The sequence below is a fragment of the Vallitalea pronyensis genome (assembly GCF_018141445.1).
Classification (GTDB): domain Bacteria; phylum Bacillota; class Clostridia; order Lachnospirales; family Vallitaleaceae; genus Vallitalea; species Vallitalea pronyensis.
On record NZ_CP058649.1, the window covers coordinates 2,371,115 to 2,389,855 of the forward strand.

The window sequence follows — 18,741 nt, forward strand, 5'->3', positions numbered from 1 at the left end:
GAAGAAATAAGGTGATGAATGGTGAGTGTAACCATCAAAGATATTGCGAAGGTAGCAGGTGTTGCCCACTCAACAGTATCTAGGGCTTTAAATGACAGCAAATCCATTAGTGACGAAACAAAGGTCAGAATACGGGACATAGCCATGGAACTAGGGTACAGCCCTAATGTCAGTGCTAGGAGTTTGGTTCTGGACCGGTCTTATAATATTGGATTGTTCTTTACAACCATGGATAAAGGTACAGCAGTGTCCTTTTTTTATGATGTGGTAAGAAGTGTTAACAAAGTGATTCGAGATGAGTATAATCTGATGGTTAGAGGTATTGATGATTACCGTCATTTTCATTTAATTAGTAAGAAGAATTTTGATGGTATTGTGATCATGAGTCAGAGTAAGTCAGATGATGCATTTATAACAACAGTGCACGAGCGGCAGATTCCAATGGTTGTCCTTAATAGAGAAGTGGAGATGCCTGTATGTAATATACTCATTAATGATAGAACAGGTGTGTTTCATGCCACCGAGTACCTTATTCAAAATGGACATCGTAAGATCGGCATCATTGAAGGGAAAGAAGATTTTCGTTCAACCCAGTTAAGAAAACAAGGCTATGTGGATGCCCATCATCACTATGATTTGCCATTATATGATGGCTTTGCAGTTAGAGGTGACTATAGTACAGAGAGTGGTTATGAAGCAATGATGGGGCTTCTTGAACGTGACGTCTTACCTACAGCTGTTTTTTGCAGTAACGATGAAATGGCCATGGGAGCCATCAATGCCGTTAGTAGAAAAGGACTGCGTATTCCAGAAGATATATCCATTATGGGTTATGATGATAGCATGTTCGCAGGGTATTTAACACCAAGGTTAACAACGGTGAAACGTCCTGTTGATGAGATGGGTAAGAAAGGTGCTGCCAAGTTGTTAGATTTGATTAATGACAACCGTGCTAGTGGAGAACGGTATTATATGAACGTACAGATTGTAGAACGTGATTCCATTAGAAAGTTGTAAAGGGTTATAGCACTAAAAAAATGATATAAGGTTCTTTACTAAGCCTACATGTTGAGATAGGTCAGCAGAAAGAAACTTATATCATAGGATGGTTCATACGATGTAAACGTTATATGTAATTAAGATTTGCCAATGCGGTCATAATCCGATTGGGCTACAAAGAAACAACTAATATGATTTAAGGGTATTTTGACAGGTTCAAAATCCATGCCTGTAAACATGATACCAACGATATTTTCTTTTTGGCATTCTGTTAAACGAAATAAATGGGTGAAGCCTGGTTTGGCTTGAATCATAATCAACTTATCCTCATAGTCCATAAGGTGATCCTTATCATCAATGCGTTGAAAAGGCATGTTTTGTTGAAACATGTTCTGCTGGTATAAGTTTTGATACATCATGTCTTGTTGTTGAAACATCATAACCTCCATAGAATTGTACTCATAGTTAATATATGTCAGAAGTATTGAAAAGGGGATATATAGGATAGTCCTAATTGAATTATTTTGTAAAGAATATTCAAAAGAGGCATGGTGACTATTATGAAAGGAGTTGTCTATCAATCAAGTAGATGTTGCATGTTGTCTACTTGATTGATAGACAACTCCTATGTTTTATTAAGAGGTGTTAATCAAGGTCTATTTTTTTACATGATTCCCCTATGATAATGGATACATCAATTATTTCATGGATAGGTGTGGAGGATTTAGTGGTTATGGATTTGAATAAAGTCTTTGCTATTTTTTTTATGTCTTGTTCAATGGTTGTTATTTTAGGATAAAAATAGGTTGAAGCAATGCCATCAAAGCCTACAACAGATAAATCATCAGGTACTGAAATGTTTAATTTGTAAGCTTCCATAATGAGCCCTTTGGCAATTTGATCATTAGCGCATACAATTGCTGTAGGCTTTTCATTAAGTGACCAAAAGTAATTAAGAGCTTTAACACCGGTTTCGTAATTGAAATGCCCAGTAAAAATATATGACTCATGGATAGTCATATGATGGGATTTCAGTGAATCAATATAACTGTTCTTACGCTCTGTTGCTGTCTGAAATGCATCCATAGCACCAGCAAAAGCAATTTTTCTATGATTAAGGTTATAGAGGTAATCGATTAATAGCTTAATCCCTTTCACATTATTGGAGCGTACGGTTGAAAACCTGGTATCAGCTGACCGATCTAAACAGGCAATGGTTAGTTGACTATCTGATGAGTATAAGTCATAATTAACACCTTCTGTAAGTATGATGCCTGATGTACGTATGCTTTTACAGTAATTCAAATACTCCCTTTCTTTATCAATGTTATTTTCCGTGTCACAAATTAATAGGGTATATTTATTTTTAAAAGCGATATTATTAAGCTTTTTTACCAATGATGTGAAAAATGGATTTTCCATATCATAGACAAAGATGGCAATAGAATTTGATGTCTTGGAGAATAAGTTTTTTGCCATTTGGTTGGGGACATAATTATATTCTTCTATGACTGCCATCACTTTTTTTCTTATATTTTCTGATGTTGAATCAGGTGAATTAATAACGCGTGAGACAGTTGCAGTTGAAACACCTGCAATTCTGGCTATGTCTCGAATACCAAAATACTTTTTGTTATCTGTACTCAATGTAATCATCCTTATTTGCTTTAGTATGTAACAAGTTTACTATAAAAATCATTTTATTGCAAGGGTTTTCATTGGATTGAATAAACTTAATAAAAATCACGAAGAAATAAAAATTTAGTAATAAATAATTCGTGTAAATGCATAAAAATAATGCTTTAAAACAATAAAACAAGTAAAAATACACAACAAGAAGTTGACAAGGATTGAGAAAAGGCATATAATATGAATTGTAACAAGTTACATTTACATATTTTTGACTAAGGTGGTGGTTGTATGAATGAAAGAATAACCAGATTAAGAAAAAAACTATTTGAAACCCAACCAAAGATTTGTTCTGAGCGATGCATGATTTTTACAAACGCCATGAAAGAATCTGAGGGTTTACCTATTGCTATTCGACGGGCTGAAGCTTTCTATCAGGTATTGGATAAAATGACAATTGTTGTATCCGATGATGAAATTATCGTTGGAAATCAAGCTAAATGGCCCAAATCATCGCCCATTTATCCTGAATATTCTTATGAATGGTTAGTAGAAGAGTTTCATGGTAACCCGTACCATTTTCATGAAAGACCTGGCGATAAATTTTATTCTGATGAATACACAAAACAAGATATTCTTTCTTGTGTCGATTACTGGAAAGGTAAATCCTTATATGAAAATTTTAGAAAAACCCTTCCACAAGACATTAATGAGGCTTGGGATGCAGGTGTAATCGATGATACATGGGTTTCAGCAGCCGGTTTAGGCAACATTATCGTGGATTATGATTTAGTGCTAAAAAAAGGTTTGAAAGATGTCATCCGTAGAATTAAGCAGAGTATATCTCAATTGGACCTAAGAGAACCAGGGAATGTGAAGAAAAAATGGTTTTTAGAAGCAGCATTAAAAGGGAATCAGGCTGTGATTAATTTTTCAAATCGTATTGGTGCTCAATGCGAAAAACAAGCAGGGGAAACAGAGGACCAAGTAAGAAGAGATGAATTATTAAAACTAGCGGATATATGTAGACGTGTACCACTACATCCTGCAACTACATTTCATGAAGCTGTTCAAAGTATTTATATCATTTTATTGGCAGTGCATTTAGAGTCAAATGGTCATGCTATTTCATTAGGTCGATTCGATCAATATGTCTATCCATTTTATAAGCAGGATATACAAAACGGTGTATTGACAAGAGAAGAAGGATTAGAAATCATAGAAGCCTTTTTTATTAAATGCAATGAACTCAATAAGCTGCGCTCTTGGCCAGATTCCGTATTCTTCTTAGGCTATCAGATGTTTATTAACTTAGCCATTGGTGGTCAAACAGTTGAAGGTGAAGATGCGGTTAATGATGTGTCCTATCTATGTATAGAAGCATGTCAAGATGTGACACTCTTTACACCATCCATTTCGGTAAAATGGTTTGAAAAAACCGACGATGCCTTTATGCTGAAGGCTCTAGAAGCCGTTATGGTGCATCAAGGAGGACAGCCAGCCTTCTATAATGATAAAGCTTTTATACGGACCTTAGAAAACATGGGCATTGCAAAAGAAGATCTGGTGGACTGGTCACCTGATGGTTGTATTGAAGCATCCATACCGGGAAAATGGGATTTTGCTGCAAAGGGTCCTTGGTTAAATGTTGAGAAAGTACTTGAAATCACACTGAATAATGGTGTTGACCCACAAACAGGTATCTTGTTTAAGAAAACATCGAAAGATATTGCCACATGTAAAAGTACGGAAGATCTATTTGACGCTTACAAAGAAATGTTAACCTATTTTATGGATCTTCAAGTTATTACTGAACATATTAATGATGAAATACATGTACTTCATGATATTAATGCGTTTCGAGCTTCGTTAGTTGAAGATTGTATTGGCAGAGGATTAGACCTGATTGAAGGGGGTTCATTATACTCAGCTGATGGAGGACCTACAGCAGGAACAATCAGTGCAGGGGATGCCCTTGCTGCCATAGAGAGCATTATTTTTGATAAAGAGTTAGTGACAATGGAACAGTTGTTGCATGCTTTGAAAACGAACTTTGAAGATATGCATACCGTACCAACGGGAGAAGAGATCAGAGCCATGTTGATCAATAAGGCACCTAAATTTGGCAACGATGATAATGGGGCAGACCATTGGGTTGTGAAACTTGAGGAGTTTATTGGTTCCTCATATAGGTATAATTATAAAAGCTCAAAGTATGGAAAAGGACCGATACCTTGTTCTTATTCGTATAGTCAAAGTCCTGTTACAGGTAACATAGCTTTTGGAAAATGCATTGGTGCAACACCCGATGGAAGGAAGAGTGGTGACCCTGTAAATAACGGTATTTCACCTGCTAATGGTTCAGAAAAAAATGGTGCAACAGCGGCATGTAACTCCGTCGCCAAGTTACCCAGTATATGGTTTCAAAAAGGTGCTATATTTAACATGCGTCTTACATCATCAGCCCTTGCAACTCAAGAGAACAGAAAACGTATTATTGATATGGTCAAAGTACTGTTTCATAACTATGGACAGCAAATACAATTTAATGTTGTCAACGGTGACATCTATAAAGAAGCAATGAAACACCCAGAAAAGTATAATGATTTAATGGTGAGAGTATCCGGATACAGTGCTCTTTTTACCACTTTGGTACCAGAAGTACAGTTAGATGTGATTAACCGTACGGAATTAGAAGTCTAATCATTGCAATAATTGGATTATTGGAGCTGAAGCTATGGAGACAGCACGGGTTTTTAATATTGAAAGGTTCGCTACAGAAGATGGAAAAGGCATTCGGACAGTGGTTTTTTTAAAAGGTTGCGCATTACGGTGTAAATGGTGTGCCAATCCCGAATCACAGGCATTTAAAAAAGAGGTATTGTTTAATCAAAATTTATGTACAGGTTGTGGGAAGTGTTTAGCATGTGAGCAGAAGGCAGTAACATACATGGAAGGTTATGGTTATATAACGGATGCAGATAAGTGTAACCACTGTAAAAAATGTGTTGATCATTGTCTTCATAATGCAAGAAGTATGGTTGGTAAAGATATGCGTGTGGAAGAAGTCGTAGAAGAAGTTTTGAAAGACCAAGCCTATTATAACATGTCAGGGGGCGGCGTTACATTCAGTGGCGGTGAACCATTTTACTATAGCAAGTTTATTAAAGCATGTAGCCTAAGGTTGAAGGAATATGGGATTACTACATTAGTAGAAACTTGTGGTTATGTGGAGAGATACAAGCTAAAAGAAGCTTGTCCGTATATCGACTATATTTTCTATGATATTAAGCATATCAATGGTGAAAAACATAAAGCATTAACTGGGAAAGATAACCAACTAATTATTCATAATTTGATATGGCTATCCAATCATTATAAAGGAACATTATCCGTGAGATACCCTTATATACCTGGCTGTAATGATGAGGAGGAGGCTATAAGGAAGTTTTTGGATTTTATACAGCTCTTAAGTCATATTGAAGAAGTTATTTTCTTGCCTTATCACAGATTAGGGTTGCCAAAGTATCTTGGATTGGGACGACAATATGAAATGGATGATATGAAATCTTTGAAACCAAGTGATCTGAAAGGTTTAACACCTATCTTTAAGGATTATAACATGACCATAAAAATTCAGTGACAAAACAAGGAGGCTTATATGAAAACAGTTAAAAATATCCTATCACTTGATTGTGGTAATTCTTCATATAGAGTTGTACTTGGTCGATATGACGGTGAGAAGATAACAACAGAACTTATTGCTCAAGAACCAAATAATATGATTGAAATAAAAGAATACTATTACTGGGATATGCATAAAATATTCAATTTTTTTATGACAAGTCTCAAAAAAACATTAAAAATAGTAGAGCGGGTTGATTCCATTGGCGTTTGTACATGGGGTGTTGATTTTGCATTATATGATAAGGATGCTAACATGCTTAGCAATCCACTGAGTTATCGTAACACCATGGGTAAAAAATCTTTAGATAAATTATCAAAAGGAGAAAAAGATGATTTATTTTATGAGACAGGCATCTTGTGTGACAAAATTAATTCCCTTTATATGCTGAATGGTATAAAAGAAAACATGCCCCATATTTTTGAAAAGGCAGACAAGTTATTAATGATACCGGATATCCTCAACTACATGCTAACAGGTGTGATGCTCAATGAACCCAGTGAACTAAGCACAACACAAATGTTAAGTACACAATCTAAAAAAATAAGTCAGAAAGTATGTGATAAGTTTCATATACCTGCAAAGCTATTCAATAGAATAGGTGTTCACGGTGAAGTCATTGGTAACTTACTTCCGAGCCTGAAAAAAGAATTAGCAATTGATTACGATATACCCGTTATCTGTGTGCCCTCTCATGATACAGCTGCCGCAGTTGCCGCTATACCTGCCTTAGAAGATAACTTTGCTTTTATCAGCTCAGGCACTTGGTCATTAATCGGTGCAGAATTAGATGAGCCTGTGATGACAAAAGAAGTTTTAGAAAGTCAATTAACCAATGAACTGGGTGCTTTTAATAAGATCACCATGTTAAAAAATAGTGCAGGTATGTTCTTAATTCAGAACATAAAAAAAGAGTATGATGACATAACAAATACACACAATTCTTGGGAGAATATTAATCAAATAGCCAATAGCTATGACGGTGACATCCCACTTATTAATATCAATAACCAACGTTTTTTCAATCCACCTCATATGGGGAAAGAAATATACAATTATTTAGTTGAAACCAATCAAACTGTAGAATCATTTAGTTGGGGGATTGTGATCAAGGCTGTATTGGAATCCATGGCTTGCTGTTATGCACAAACCATTAGAAATCTAGAACATGTTATTGATAAGCAGTTTAAAAACGTTTACATGGTAGGTGGGGGCTCCCAAAATGATGTGGTCAATGGGTTAACGGCAAAACGGTCAGGTAAAAAAATCATTGCCTGCAGTAAAGAAAGTACGTCTCTGGGTAATATTATTGTTCAAATAAAACATTTTGAAGAAAATCTATCGTTGAAAAACATGAGAGATATCGTTAAGAAATCCATTACGTTGGAAACCTATCAAGACGACGATATGGAAGACGATTCTATGGTGGATAGGTATTCTAATTTAGTATAAAAAGGAGGTGTATGTATGCATGAATATATACTTGAAATGAAAGGTATCTCAAAAAGTTTTTATGGTGTGCGGGTTTTAAAGGATGTGCAGTTAAATGTAAAACCTGGTGAAGTACATGTTTTATTGGGAGAAAATGGTGCTGGCAAATCCACTTTAATTAAAATATTGTCAGCAGCTTACAAAAAGGAATGCGGTATGATTAAGTTTAATGGTGAATGTGTTGAATTTCGATCGCCAAAAGAAGCCATTGATAATGGTATCAGTGTGATTTATCAAGAATTCAACTTAAACCCTTGTGTACCTATTTATGAAAACATATATTTGGGAAAAGAATATACAAAGAAAGGATTTATTGATACAAAAGCAGCCATAAAAGAATCCAAAAAGTACATGGACTTAATTGGACTGGATGTGAGCCCAACCACATTGGTATCGGAACTAAGTGTAGCCCAAAAACAAATGGTTGAAATTGCAAAAGCCATATCCAGTGATGTTAAAGTTCTCGTTCTAGATGAACCTACTGCTGCAATCACGGATAAAGAAACAACTAAACTCTTTGAAATTATTCATGCATTAAAATCAGAAGGCGTAGGTATTATTTACATTTCACACAGAATGAGTGAGTTGTTTGAAATAGGGGATCGATGCACGGTTATGCGAGATGGTGAATATGTGTCAACAGTTTATCTACATGAAACAGATTGTGATGCATTAACGAAACTGATGGTTGGAAGAAAAGTTAGCTTTGAAAAGATTGAGAATCATGCCATTAAACACGATGAGGTTGTTTTGGAAGTGAAAAACTTATGCTACAAAGATGTGATTAAAAATGTGAATTTGAGCCTTAAGAAAGGTGAGATTTTAGGGATAGCTGGTCTTGTTGGAGCAGGGCGGACTGAATTAGCAAAGTGCATTATCGGTGCTTATAAAACAAAAATAGGAAGTATTATACTCAAGGGAGAAGCATTAAAAGGAAACAGTATCAAAGAATCCATTGATAAGGGGATGGTGTATCTCAGTGAAGATAGAAAAGATGAGGGCTTAATCCTGATGCATACTGTTCTGGATAATATGGCGTTACCGAATTTAAAAAGGTTTGGTGGATTTTTATTAAGTAAAGACAAAATGAAACAAGTTACACACGCATTTATTGATAAATTGAAAATCAAGACATACAGTCCTTTCATTAAAGTAGAGAATCTGTCAGGTGGTAATCAGCAAAAAGTAGTCATAGCCAAATGGTTATATTCTGATTCTGATATTTATATATTTGATGAGCCCACAAGAGGAATTGATGTTGGGGCACGTGATGAAATCTATGAAATCATGCGAACACTTATAGAAAAAGGTGCTTCAATTGTAATGATTTCATCCGATTTAGTAGAAATTTTAAAAATGTGTGATTCTGTGGCAGTTATGCGCGAAGGAGAAATCACAGCTGTATTACCAAACGATAATAACTTGACACAAGAGGACATTTTAGCTTGTGCTCTATATGGGGGGAATAATCATGAATGCTAATGCAATACAAAAAGATAATAAGAAGAAAATTGATTTCCAATCTCTAACCTTATATATTGGTGCCATTGCTATTTTGATTATATTTACAGTTGTCAGTAAGCTGGCGGGAAAAAACTTTTTGACATTCGGCAACATTCAAAATGTCATTACTCAATCATCTGTTATCGCCGTCATTGCAATTGGACAATCTGTTGTCATTCTAACAGGTGGTATTGATTTATCGGTTGGTTCTATTGTAGGTTTTGTTGGTATTCTGGGAGGGTTGCTGATGAAAGCAGGTATGCCCATTGGATTGGTATGTGTCGTACTTATTATTATGGGTATATTGATTGGCATGTCCAACGGTGCTTTGATTAGTTATGGAAAGATTCCTGCATTTATTGTTACATTAGGTTCCCTTCAAATCATTAGAGGAGTCACCATGGTTGTGAATTCAGGCAAACCTATATCTGGTTTTCCTGAGGGGCTAAGAGCCATTATGAATACGAAAATTATGGGGATGCCCATATCCATTTTGTACGTTTTCATTCTCTACGCCATCATCATGACCATTATGAAGCGTACTCGATTAGGTAGATGGATTTATGCCATTGGTGGCAATGCTAAGGCAGCTAAGTTAGCAGGCGTTAAGACAAGAAAAATTGAATTATATGCCTATGCCATGTCCGGTTTATTTGCAGCTGTTGGTGGTATTCTGCTGTTATCTCGACTTTCTTATGCAGACCCAAATGCCGGTTCAGGATATGAACTGGATGCCATTGCAGCAGTTGTCATCGGTGGCATTGCTATGTCGGGTGGTAAAGGTAACATAGGCAATACACTTGTTGGGGCGTTAATACTAGGTATGTTGAAATGTGGGCTTCAAATCTTAAATGTTCCTGTATATTTTCAAACCATCATTATTGGCTTAGCGATTATTACAGCAGTCTTCTTTGATAAGGCAAAGGAGAGGAAAGCTGAATAATGATAAATGCTCTAAATAAATTTAAGGAGGATGTGTTATGAGAAAAAAATTATCAATCGTCATTGTATGCATGCTTTTATTATCATGGGTATTGGCAGGGTGTGACTCTACTTCTACTAAGGAATCAAAGCCATCAACGCAAGACGGGGATAAAGAGAAAGAGGCAATCACCATAGGATTTGTTCCTATGACATTAAACAATGAGTATTTCATTACCATGGTGAATGGTGCTAAACAAAAAGCAGAAGAATTAGGTATTCAATTAGATGTACAAGCAGCGGACCAACATGCTAGCGCTGCGGCACAATTAACCATTGTAGAAAATATGATTACATCAGGTGTTGACGGCATATGTATTGTACCCAGTTCATCAGAAGGATTGTCCACTGCTTTAAAGAAATGTAAAGAAGCAGGGATTCCTGTGATTAATTTAGATACAAAGATAAGTCAAAGTATTTTGGATGAAGCTGGACTTGAAGTGGCTTTTTATGGAACGGATAACTACGCAGGTGCAAAATCTGCAGGCGAGTTTGTGGTAGCTAACATAGCAAAAGGGGTAGAAACAGCTATACTAACAGGTATCGAGGGGCAGCAAAATGCAGCAGACAGACGTAATGGTTTCTTTGATGCAGCAGGTTCACATGTCAAAGTTGTTGCAGAACAATCAGCAAATTGGGAAGTAGATCAAGGGTATACAGCCACGCAAAACATTCTAAGTGCTAACCCTAATATTGGCTTAATCTTTGCTTCTAATGATGGTATGGCTATTGGTGCTTTACGTGCAGTAGAAGAAGCAGGTAAGCAGGACGCTATTAACATTATAGGGTTTGATGCCATTAGTGAAGCCTTAAATATGGTGGAAGCAGGAGATATGTACGGAACAGTCGCTCAATATCCAGCTGAAATGGGTATTTTAGGTGTTGATAATATGGTGAAAATGATTAAAGGTCAAGAGTCAGAATCCTATATTGACACAGGAGCAAAATTAATTACATCAGAAAATGTCGAAGAACACAAGAAGTATTGTGAGCAATTTGCAGATTAAACAGTTAATCATAAGAGTAAAGGATGAAAAAAATGGATTTTAAAAAACTCATAATAGAATCAGGTAAACAATTAATTGACTCAGGGTTTACCATTGAAACCTGGGGAAACATCAGTGTGAAAGATGATGAAACAGGTCTAATTTATTTAACACCTAGTGGTATGGACTATTGCAATTGCGTCTCAGAAGATGTGGTTGTGTGTAATCTTGATGGCACCATTGTTGAAGGAAATAGAAAACCAACAATTGAGACAGAATTACATCTTAGTGTTTACAGGAGTAGACCAGAAGTTAAGGCGGTGGTACATACACACCCTGTATATTCTACGGTATTTTCTTGCATGGGAGAAGATATCCCTTTATTAATTGATGAAGCAGCTCAAGCTTTAGGCGCAACAGTAAAAACGGCCAATTATGCTCTGCCAGGTACCAAAGAACTTGCGGAAGCATGTGTACATGCGTTAGGAAAAGACGCGAATGCTTGTTTACTTCAATCGCATGGTGCAGTATGTGTTGGTGAAACCATGGATGCTGCATTTAAGGTTGCCAATGTTTTAGAAGTAACAGCTGAAATCTATTATTTAATTCGATCCATAGGCAAACCTTATATTCCTTTGTCTGATAAAAATATTGAAGCTATGAAACTTTTTGTAAAGCATAAATACGGCCAGGATAAATAGGACCAAACTACGTTAAATCTTTGTAAAAAGCTGGTAAACATTCCATAAAACATCTGTATAGCATATTGATTTAATTGGTTTGTACGTTGTATAATATAAGCATGTAGTCCGTCATAATATTTGCTACCACTTAAGAGTGGAGGTTTTTTGATGAAGAAAGAAAAAGGATTAATGCCCATGGTTTTATCACTGGGTGTCGCTACAGCATTGTTTATACATTATATGAGCCATGATAATCAGGTCGTACAGAGTGCCGATGAATCTATGGAATATCAACAGCAGACACGGTTTTCCGTTGAAAAGCTTCCAGATAAATCGAATAGAAAAGCATCCGATTTAGAAGAAGATATCCCCTTTATTCATGGTAAGATTGGAAAGTTAGAAAAATTAGATCATAGAAATCTTAATCTTATGGTTCGTAATCAAAGAGAAGCACTTCAGATTAGGGTAACACCCAATACCTACATTGGTAACATGACAAAAACCCCTAAAAAAACGTTGGAGTTTTTGGAAGTAGGTATGGTAGGTCATATTCATTATTTTTCAGAAGGCGGCATTCATACAGCAACAACGATAAACATCAATCATTAGATAAAAAAAGGACTGAGGTAAGTGAAGTTTGGTAGTGACTTTAACTTACATGACAGTCCTTTTATGTTAGTTGAATTCTATAGCATACAACCATACTGTTTATCGTATGGATTCAATACTTCTAATGGAATTGTTTAAGGCTTGAATGCTACTGGAATGACATCTTACAACAGGAATATTTTTACGTTTGGCCTCTTTGTTGGCTATGTTAACCATCTTATGTGACACAGTACTTGTAAAAATCAAGAGAGCATCAGGGTTACCAATACTTTTGCTTAGTCCTGCTGTCATTTGTGTAAATACTTTTAATTTATGACCAGCCTTTTTACAGACTGTTTTATACTCACGGTGCATGCGATCATGTCCACCAATTAATACGATACTCATAGCAAAACCTCCTAAGTTGATGCATGTTATTTGAAACTATTATATATTAAATGATAATGATTGTCAATATCAAATCACTATTAAGCATTGACGAATAATCCATAATAATTTATGATGTATGTGTAACACTATGCTATAGTAAAATATTTAACATAAATTAAATAAAGTTTAGGATGTTATCCTAGCATTTTTTACGTACACGGTAGCTAGCCTTTTTTAAGGTTAAAATAAATCTAAGGAGTGAATGAAATGCCCGTTGTTAATTATCAAGAATATTGTAAAATGCTAGATAGAGCACTTGAAAATAAGTTTGCTTATCCAGCAGTGAATGTAGCGTCAATTGAATCAGCTAATGGTGTTTTGGAAGGATTTGCAAAAGCAAAGTCAGACGGTATTATTCAAGTGTCTATCGGAGGAGGAAAACATGTTTCTGGTAGTCTTGGCGATAGTGCTCTAGGTGCTATTTCTTTAGCCAATCATATCCATACAATGGCTGCAAAATATGATATAAACGTAGCTTTGCATACAGACCACTGTACAGCTGGAAACCTCAATACATTCATGAAACCCCTTATTGAAGAGACAAGAAGAAGAAGAGAACAAGGCTTACCTAATCTCTTTAACAGTCATATGTTTGATGGTTCCGATATTCCTCTTGAGGAAAACATTGCTATATCGAAAGAGTTAATGGCACTATGTGCAGAGAATGAAATCATTCTTGAGGTAGAAGCAGGTGTTGTTGGTGGTGAAGAAGATGGTGTAAGTAATGAGCATGTATCAAAAGAAAAGCTCTATACAACACCAGAAGATATGCTGATGTTTGAAGAGGCACTAAAAGACATAGATGGGAAATATATGTTAGCGGCTACATTTGGTAACGTTCATGGTGTGTATAAACCAGGGAATGTTAAGCTTACACCCTCTATTTTAAAAGAAGGACAAGATGCTTTAAAAGCTAAGTACGGCGACGATGAAAACTATTATCTCGTATTCCATGGTGGTTCTGGTTCCACAAAAGATGAAATTGAAGAAACACTCGAGTACGGTACAGTTAAGATGAACATTGATACAGATACCCAATATGCATTCACAAGACCTATTGTCGATCATATGTTTAATCATTATGATGAAGTACTGAAGGTTGAGGGCGAGGTTGGTAATAAAAAGGCTTATGATCCACGTGCTTACTTAAAAAAAGCACAAGGAGCTATGGCTCAAAGGGTCATTGAAGCATGTGATGTATTACGTTCAAGTGGACAAAGCATGAGTCAAAAATAAATAAATTTCCATTAAATAAAAAAGCGAGGTTGCTGTGTATGCAAGCCTCGCTTTTTTGTGAATTATTTTAATATGTGAGACTATTTCGTATAAAGTGTTACAAAATGTTGAAACATGTAACTGGAAAAAACTTGTAATTTATATTGTTAGATTATACAATATTATTATGCAATTTATAATTGTACAAAATTAAAAAGGACCAGAGAGGAGAAAAGTTTTATATGAAGAGTAGAAAGAGAGTATCTATCATTACAGCATTAACACTCGTATTTGTTTTATGTATTCAAACGTTTACTTATGCCACTGAGGATATTGTAAAAAGGTCGGATGCAGAAGATAAGTATAAATGGGACTTAACAGAGTTTTATGCAACACGTGCTGATTTTGAGGCGGATATGGATAAATTAGAAAATGAGTACATACCTCAGTTGGCTTCCTTTAAAGGGAAGTTAAACACAGCAGAGGAATTAGCAGCCTATCTAGAAACGGATATAGCAGCGTCTTTAATCTTAGAAAAAGGTTACGTCTATGCCAACTTATCTTTAGATTTAAACCAAACGGACAGTAATGCGTCTGAAATGTCAGCTATCGCTGGTAGAATCTATAGCGAATATGTACAAGCAATTTCATATGTAGAGCCAGAGTTGCTTGCTCTTAAGGATGAAACCCTGACAAGCATCCTTAATGATGACGCAATGGCACCATATAAAATGTATCTAGACAAACTTATTAAGAAAAAGGAACATGTATTATCTGACAAAGAAGAATCTATAATATCGAGTTTTACAGAAGTATTAGATGCTCCAAGAAGCATATTTGATAAGGTATTATATGGGGATTATGTGAAACCTATTATTCAAGATGCAGATGGTAAGGATATTGAATTATCATCAGGTGCTTATGGTCACATATTAGATAATTCTCCTGATCGTGACTTAAGAAAAAGAGCTTATGAAGCCAGATGGAAAAGCTATGACAGTTTTAATAATGTATTGGCAGAAATCTACATGACAGAAGTAAAAGCCAATGTAGCAACAGCAAAAGTAAAAGGTTACAACTCTGCTATAGATGCGGCATTATCAAGTGAGTTCATACCCAATACGGTTTATAATCAGTTAGTGGATGCCGTAAATGCTAATCTAGAACCCTTACATCAATATTACCAAATGAGAAAAGATGCATCTGGTTATGAGGAGTTACACGGTTACGATACGTCCATTCCTCTCGTTGATAATTATAACATGGAGTTTACATACGATGAAGCTTGTGACCTCATTGAAAAAGCATTAGCACCACTTGGTGAAAAGTATGTTAACGATTTTAAAGATGGTATTGCTTCACGATGGGTTGACGCTTTTGAAGATGATAACAAATACACAGGTGGCTATCAATGGGGCGCTTATGGTCTTCATCCATTCATTTTAATGAATTATAACAATTCGTTAGATTCAGTCCTTACATTAGCACATGAGATGGGTCATGCACTGAACTCCAAGTATTCTGACGCGGAGCAGAACTTTGTTAATGCTTCCTACCCAATCTTTACGGCTGAGGTAGCTTCTATTACCAATGAATTTCTTGTGATGGATTATTTAATCAACCATGCAAAAGATGATAAAGAAAAGTTATTCTTATTAAACAAACAAATTGAAAATATTCGTGGTACCATGTATGTGCAAGTGATGTTCTCAGAATTTGAGAAAACCATCCATGAAAAAGTAGAAGCAGGAGAACCTGTTTCCAAAGATACTCTTAATAACCTATGGCTAGAGCTTCTAAAGAAATATTTTGGTGAAGCTTATATCACCGATGATATTGCCAAGATTGGTTGGTCAAGAATACCTCATTTCTATATGAATTTTTATGTATATAAATATGCAACATCCATGGCAGCAGCTTATCAAATTGTGAATGACATTACATCGGAAAAAGAAGGAAGTGTTGAGCAATATCTGGACTTCCTAGCCGCTGGAGGATCAGATTATCCACTAGAAGTCTTAAAAGCTACAGGTGTTGATATGACTTCGTCTAAACCAGTTGATGCAACGCTATCCTATTTTAATGGTCTTGTAGAGGACATGGATGGTTTGCTTAAAAAAGTCAATGCTGATAAACCAGCAGTAGAACCTGTTAAAGAGGTAACAGTAGAAGATAAACCCGTTGAAGAGACATCCGTTGATAATGAACCTGTAAAAAAACCTGGAAAAGTAAAAACATATATTGTTAAGGCCAATGATGTACTTTGGAAAATTGCTGAAAAATTCAGCACAACATGGGAAAAAATTGCAGAGTTAAATGAACTCAAAGATCCAAATACAATCCATGAAGGTATGGAGTTAGTTGTTCCAAGTAACTAAGTAACATGCAGGGAGGGGACTATCTTATAAAACGCTGTCTGAGACAGGTGTTTTATAAGAAGTCCCTTTTTTTTGGGCTTATATATAAATCCGACTAACATGAAAACCTGGCTGGTGTATTTTTCTTTATGTTGAATTACATTTATGGTAAAATATAGAGGTATGAATTTTAATAAGAGGAGTGATAAGATGAGTATAGCACATGAAATTGAGTATAAGATTCACGGTGATGATATGCAATTAGTTGAGGTTGAACTTGATCCACAAGAAAGTGTCGTAGCGGAAGCAGGGGCTATGACATATATGGAGCAAGGTATAGAAATGGAAACTATCTTTGGTGATGGCAGTTCAAATCAACAAAGTGGGTTTATGGGGAAATTATTTGGTGCTGGTAAGCGTGTTTTAACAGGTGAAAGTCTATTTATGACCGTATTTACCAATGCATGGAATGAGAAGAAACACGTTGCTTTTGGTGCACCTTATCCAGGTAAAATCATTCCATTAGACCTTACCCAGTACCAAGGGAAAATTATTTGTCAAAAAGATGCATTTTTATGTGCTGCAAAAGGTGTATCCATTGGCATTGAGTTTCAAAAGAAACTTGGTGTGGGCTTCTTTGGTGGTGAAGGATTCATTATGCAGAAGCTAGAAGGGGACGGCTTAGCCTTTGCACATGCTGGCGGAACAATCGTAGAACGGGAATTGCTTCCAGGGGAAACATTAAAAGTGGATACAGGTTGCCTTGTAGCGCTAACACGAGATGTCCAATATGAAATAGAATATGTGGGTAAAATAAAAACTGCTTTTTTTGGTGGTGAAGGCTTATTTTTCGCTACAGTGACAGGACCAGGAAAAGTATGGCTTCAATCCTTACCCTTTAGCCGGTTGGCAGAACGTGTAGTAGGATCCATGCGCGGCATGCCAGGGAGCAGTTCAAAAGGTGAAGGCAGTATTCTTGGGGGATTAGGTAATCTCTTTGATGGTGATTAGACAATTTATCTAGATGTTGTCCATAATAATAAGGGAGTTAACCGTTGCATGGATGGAATGGCTGACTCTCTTTTGTAAAAAATGGTTATCTATGAGTCATTGTACCTAATGGTAAACTATAAACACGTCGATATAATAAGGGATAAAGTAATAAACTTAGGAAGTAAAAGGGTGGTTATATGCATATAAGTATGAACAATAATACCAGTGTGGTGGGCCTAGGAAATGATATGCTTCAAAAACAAGAGAAGCAAGAGACATACATAGGTAAATTACAGAAACAGATGATGGGTTTAGAGAAGCAAATTGCTGATGTAAGAGAGAATGACCAGTTATCAAGTGAGGAAAAAAAGAGTAGACTGAAACAACTAGAAGAGCAAAAACAAGAAATAATGATTAAAATTCAAGAAGAACAGATACAAGAAAAGATGCGAGAAACAGAGAAGAAAATAGAAGAGGCGGAAGAAAGAGCTGAAAAGCAAAAAGAATTGGAGCAAACCCCCGCCACGCCTTTAGATGAAATAAAAGCAGAACTTGGTATACATGATATGCCAACAAAACATATGATGAAAGCGTCAAAAGCTTTATCAACAGCACAACATAAATTAAATATTTCGAGGCAATTAAAACAGGAAGCGAAAATTCTTGAGAAAGAGTACGAGACAGATATGGGACGAGGCCAATCTGTAACCCATGATGATTACCGACTTCAAAAATCCATCAAACGTAGAACCAAAGCAGAGCTTGCTGAAGATGAGGCATATGAAGCATTAGGTAAGGCAAACAAATGGGTTAAAAAAGCTATAGAAGAGATCGAGAAGGATAAAAAAGAAGTGAGTGATACCAAGGAAGATACGGAAGATAAGGAAAAGAAAGCAGATAAAAAGATAGAGGGTCATCTCCTTCAAGAAGAAAGTTTAGACAAACAAAACAAAAGTCAACCTGTTGGCACTTATGTGGATGTACGTCTATAAAATAATATACACCATCGTAAAGGGTTTCCATAGCATGGAAACCCTTTATTTTAAGGGGGTTGTATGATACGTTTATTTTGTGGAACCGTATGATGATGGTTCACAATGGATGAACATGCCAGATGGACTTTTAACCAGAATGACTTTAATTCATGCTGAGTTTTTGTTATAATAAGTAGAAAGTTGTAA

At 35.9% G+C, this 18,741-nt stretch carries 16 protein-coding genes; 13 read left to right on the plus strand and 3 right to left on the minus strand.

Features of this window, described 5'->3' with window-relative positions; all coding sequences use genetic code 11:
- The first annotated feature begins 18 nt into the window (after window positions 1–18).
- On the plus strand, window positions 19–1,017 hold the full coding sequence (locus tag HZI73_RS09735; RefSeq protein WP_246552442.1) for a LacI family DNA-binding transcriptional regulator: 999 nt from the start codon (window positions 19–21) through the stop codon (window positions 1,015–1,017).
- A gap of 119 nt (window positions 1,018–1,136) precedes the next feature.
- Here the strand turns inward: HZI73_RS09735 and HZI73_RS09740 are convergent, their stop codons facing one another.
- Window positions 1,137–1,439, minus strand: a complete 303-nt coding sequence (locus tag HZI73_RS09740; RefSeq protein WP_212698053.1) for a hypothetical protein — start codon at window positions 1,437–1,439, stop codon at window positions 1,137–1,139.
- Between the two features lie 205 nt (window positions 1,440–1,644).
- Complete coding sequence (locus HZI73_RS09745; RefSeq protein ID WP_212698054.1) at window positions 1,645–2,646, minus strand: LacI family DNA-binding transcriptional regulator; 1,002 nt, start codon at window positions 2,644–2,646, stop codon at window positions 1,645–1,647.
- 273 nt (window positions 2,647–2,919) lie between these two features.
- Here HZI73_RS09745 and HZI73_RS09750 point away from each other — a divergent pair, with 273 nt between their 5' ends.
- From HZI73_RS09750 to HZI73_RS09785, 8 genes are all read left to right on the plus strand, one after another.
- Window positions 2,920–5,331 (plus strand): glycyl radical protein, encoded by a 2,412-nt coding sequence (locus tag HZI73_RS09750; RefSeq protein WP_212698055.1) that lies wholly within the window; start codon window positions 2,920–2,922, stop codon window positions 5,329–5,331.
- Window positions 5,332–5,365: 34 nt separating this feature from the next.
- Complete coding sequence (locus HZI73_RS09755; RefSeq protein WP_212698056.1) at window positions 5,366–6,271, plus strand: glycyl-radical enzyme activating protein; 906 nt, start codon at window positions 5,366–5,368, stop codon at window positions 6,269–6,271.
- Between the two features lie 18 nt (window positions 6,272–6,289).
- Window positions 6,290–7,765: a rhamnulokinase gene (locus HZI73_RS09760; protein ID WP_212698057.1), complete on the plus strand. Its 1,476-nt coding sequence runs from the start codon at window positions 6,290–6,292 to the stop codon at window positions 7,763–7,765.
- A gap of 15 nt (window positions 7,766–7,780) precedes the next feature.
- A complete protein-coding gene (locus HZI73_RS09765; RefSeq protein ID WP_212698058.1) occupies window positions 7,781–9,286 on the plus strand; it encodes a sugar ABC transporter ATP-binding protein in 1,506 nt (501 codons plus the stop codon).
- Window positions 9,276–10,250 carry an ABC transporter permease gene (locus tag HZI73_RS09770; protein ID WP_212698059.1) on the plus strand — a complete coding sequence of 325 codons (975 nt, stop codon included), beginning with the start codon at window positions 9,276–9,278 and terminating at the stop codon, window positions 10,248–10,250. The genes HZI73_RS09765 and HZI73_RS09770 overlap by 11 nt, the downstream gene beginning before the upstream one ends.
- A 37-nt stretch (window positions 10,251–10,287) precedes the next feature.
- Entirely contained in the window at window positions 10,288–11,295 is a 1,008-nt protein-coding gene (locus HZI73_RS09775; RefSeq protein WP_212698060.1) for a sugar ABC transporter substrate-binding protein, read from the plus strand.
- Window positions 11,296–11,327: 32 nt separating this feature from the next.
- Window positions 11,328–11,975 (plus strand): class II aldolase/adducin family protein, encoded by a 648-nt coding sequence (locus HZI73_RS09780; RefSeq protein ID WP_212698061.1) that lies wholly within the window; start codon window positions 11,328–11,330, stop codon window positions 11,973–11,975.
- A gap of 150 nt (window positions 11,976–12,125) precedes the next feature.
- Window positions 12,126–12,566 carry a hypothetical protein gene (locus HZI73_RS09785; RefSeq protein ID WP_212698062.1) on the plus strand — a complete coding sequence of 147 codons (441 nt, stop codon included), beginning with the start codon at window positions 12,126–12,128 and terminating at the stop codon, window positions 12,564–12,566.
- Between the two features lie 99 nt (window positions 12,567–12,665).
- Here the strand turns inward: HZI73_RS09785 and HZI73_RS09790 are convergent, their stop codons facing one another.
- Entirely contained in the window at window positions 12,666–12,953 is a 288-nt protein-coding gene (locus tag HZI73_RS09790; RefSeq protein WP_212698063.1) for a DUF2325 domain-containing protein, read from the minus strand.
- 249 nt (window positions 12,954–13,202) lie between these two features.
- On the opposite strand from HZI73_RS09790, the gene fbaA reads away from it, so the two are divergent.
- The 4 genes from fbaA (at window position 13,203) to HZI73_RS09810 (ending at window position 18,552) form a co-directional block, all read left to right on the plus strand.
- Complete coding sequence (gene fbaA / locus HZI73_RS09795; protein ID WP_212698064.1) at window positions 13,203–14,231, plus strand: class II fructose-bisphosphate aldolase; 1,029 nt, start codon at window positions 13,203–13,205, stop codon at window positions 14,229–14,231.
- Window positions 14,232–14,452: 221 nt separating this feature from the next.
- Window positions 14,453–16,588, plus strand: a complete 2,136-nt coding sequence (pepF, locus tag HZI73_RS09800; RefSeq protein WP_212698065.1) for an oligoendopeptidase F — start codon at window positions 14,453–14,455, stop codon at window positions 16,586–16,588.
- 189 nt (window positions 16,589–16,777) lie between these two features.
- Entirely contained in the window at window positions 16,778–17,578 is an 801-nt protein-coding gene (locus HZI73_RS09805; RefSeq protein ID WP_212698066.1) for a TIGR00266 family protein, read from the plus strand.
- A 179-nt stretch (window positions 17,579–17,757) separates the two neighbouring features.
- Window positions 17,758–18,552 carry a FlxA-like family protein gene (locus tag HZI73_RS09810; RefSeq protein ID WP_212698067.1) on the plus strand — a complete coding sequence of 265 codons (795 nt, stop codon included), beginning with the start codon at window positions 17,758–17,760 and terminating at the stop codon, window positions 18,550–18,552.
- The last annotated feature ends 189 nt before the right edge of the window (window positions 18,553–18,741 follow it).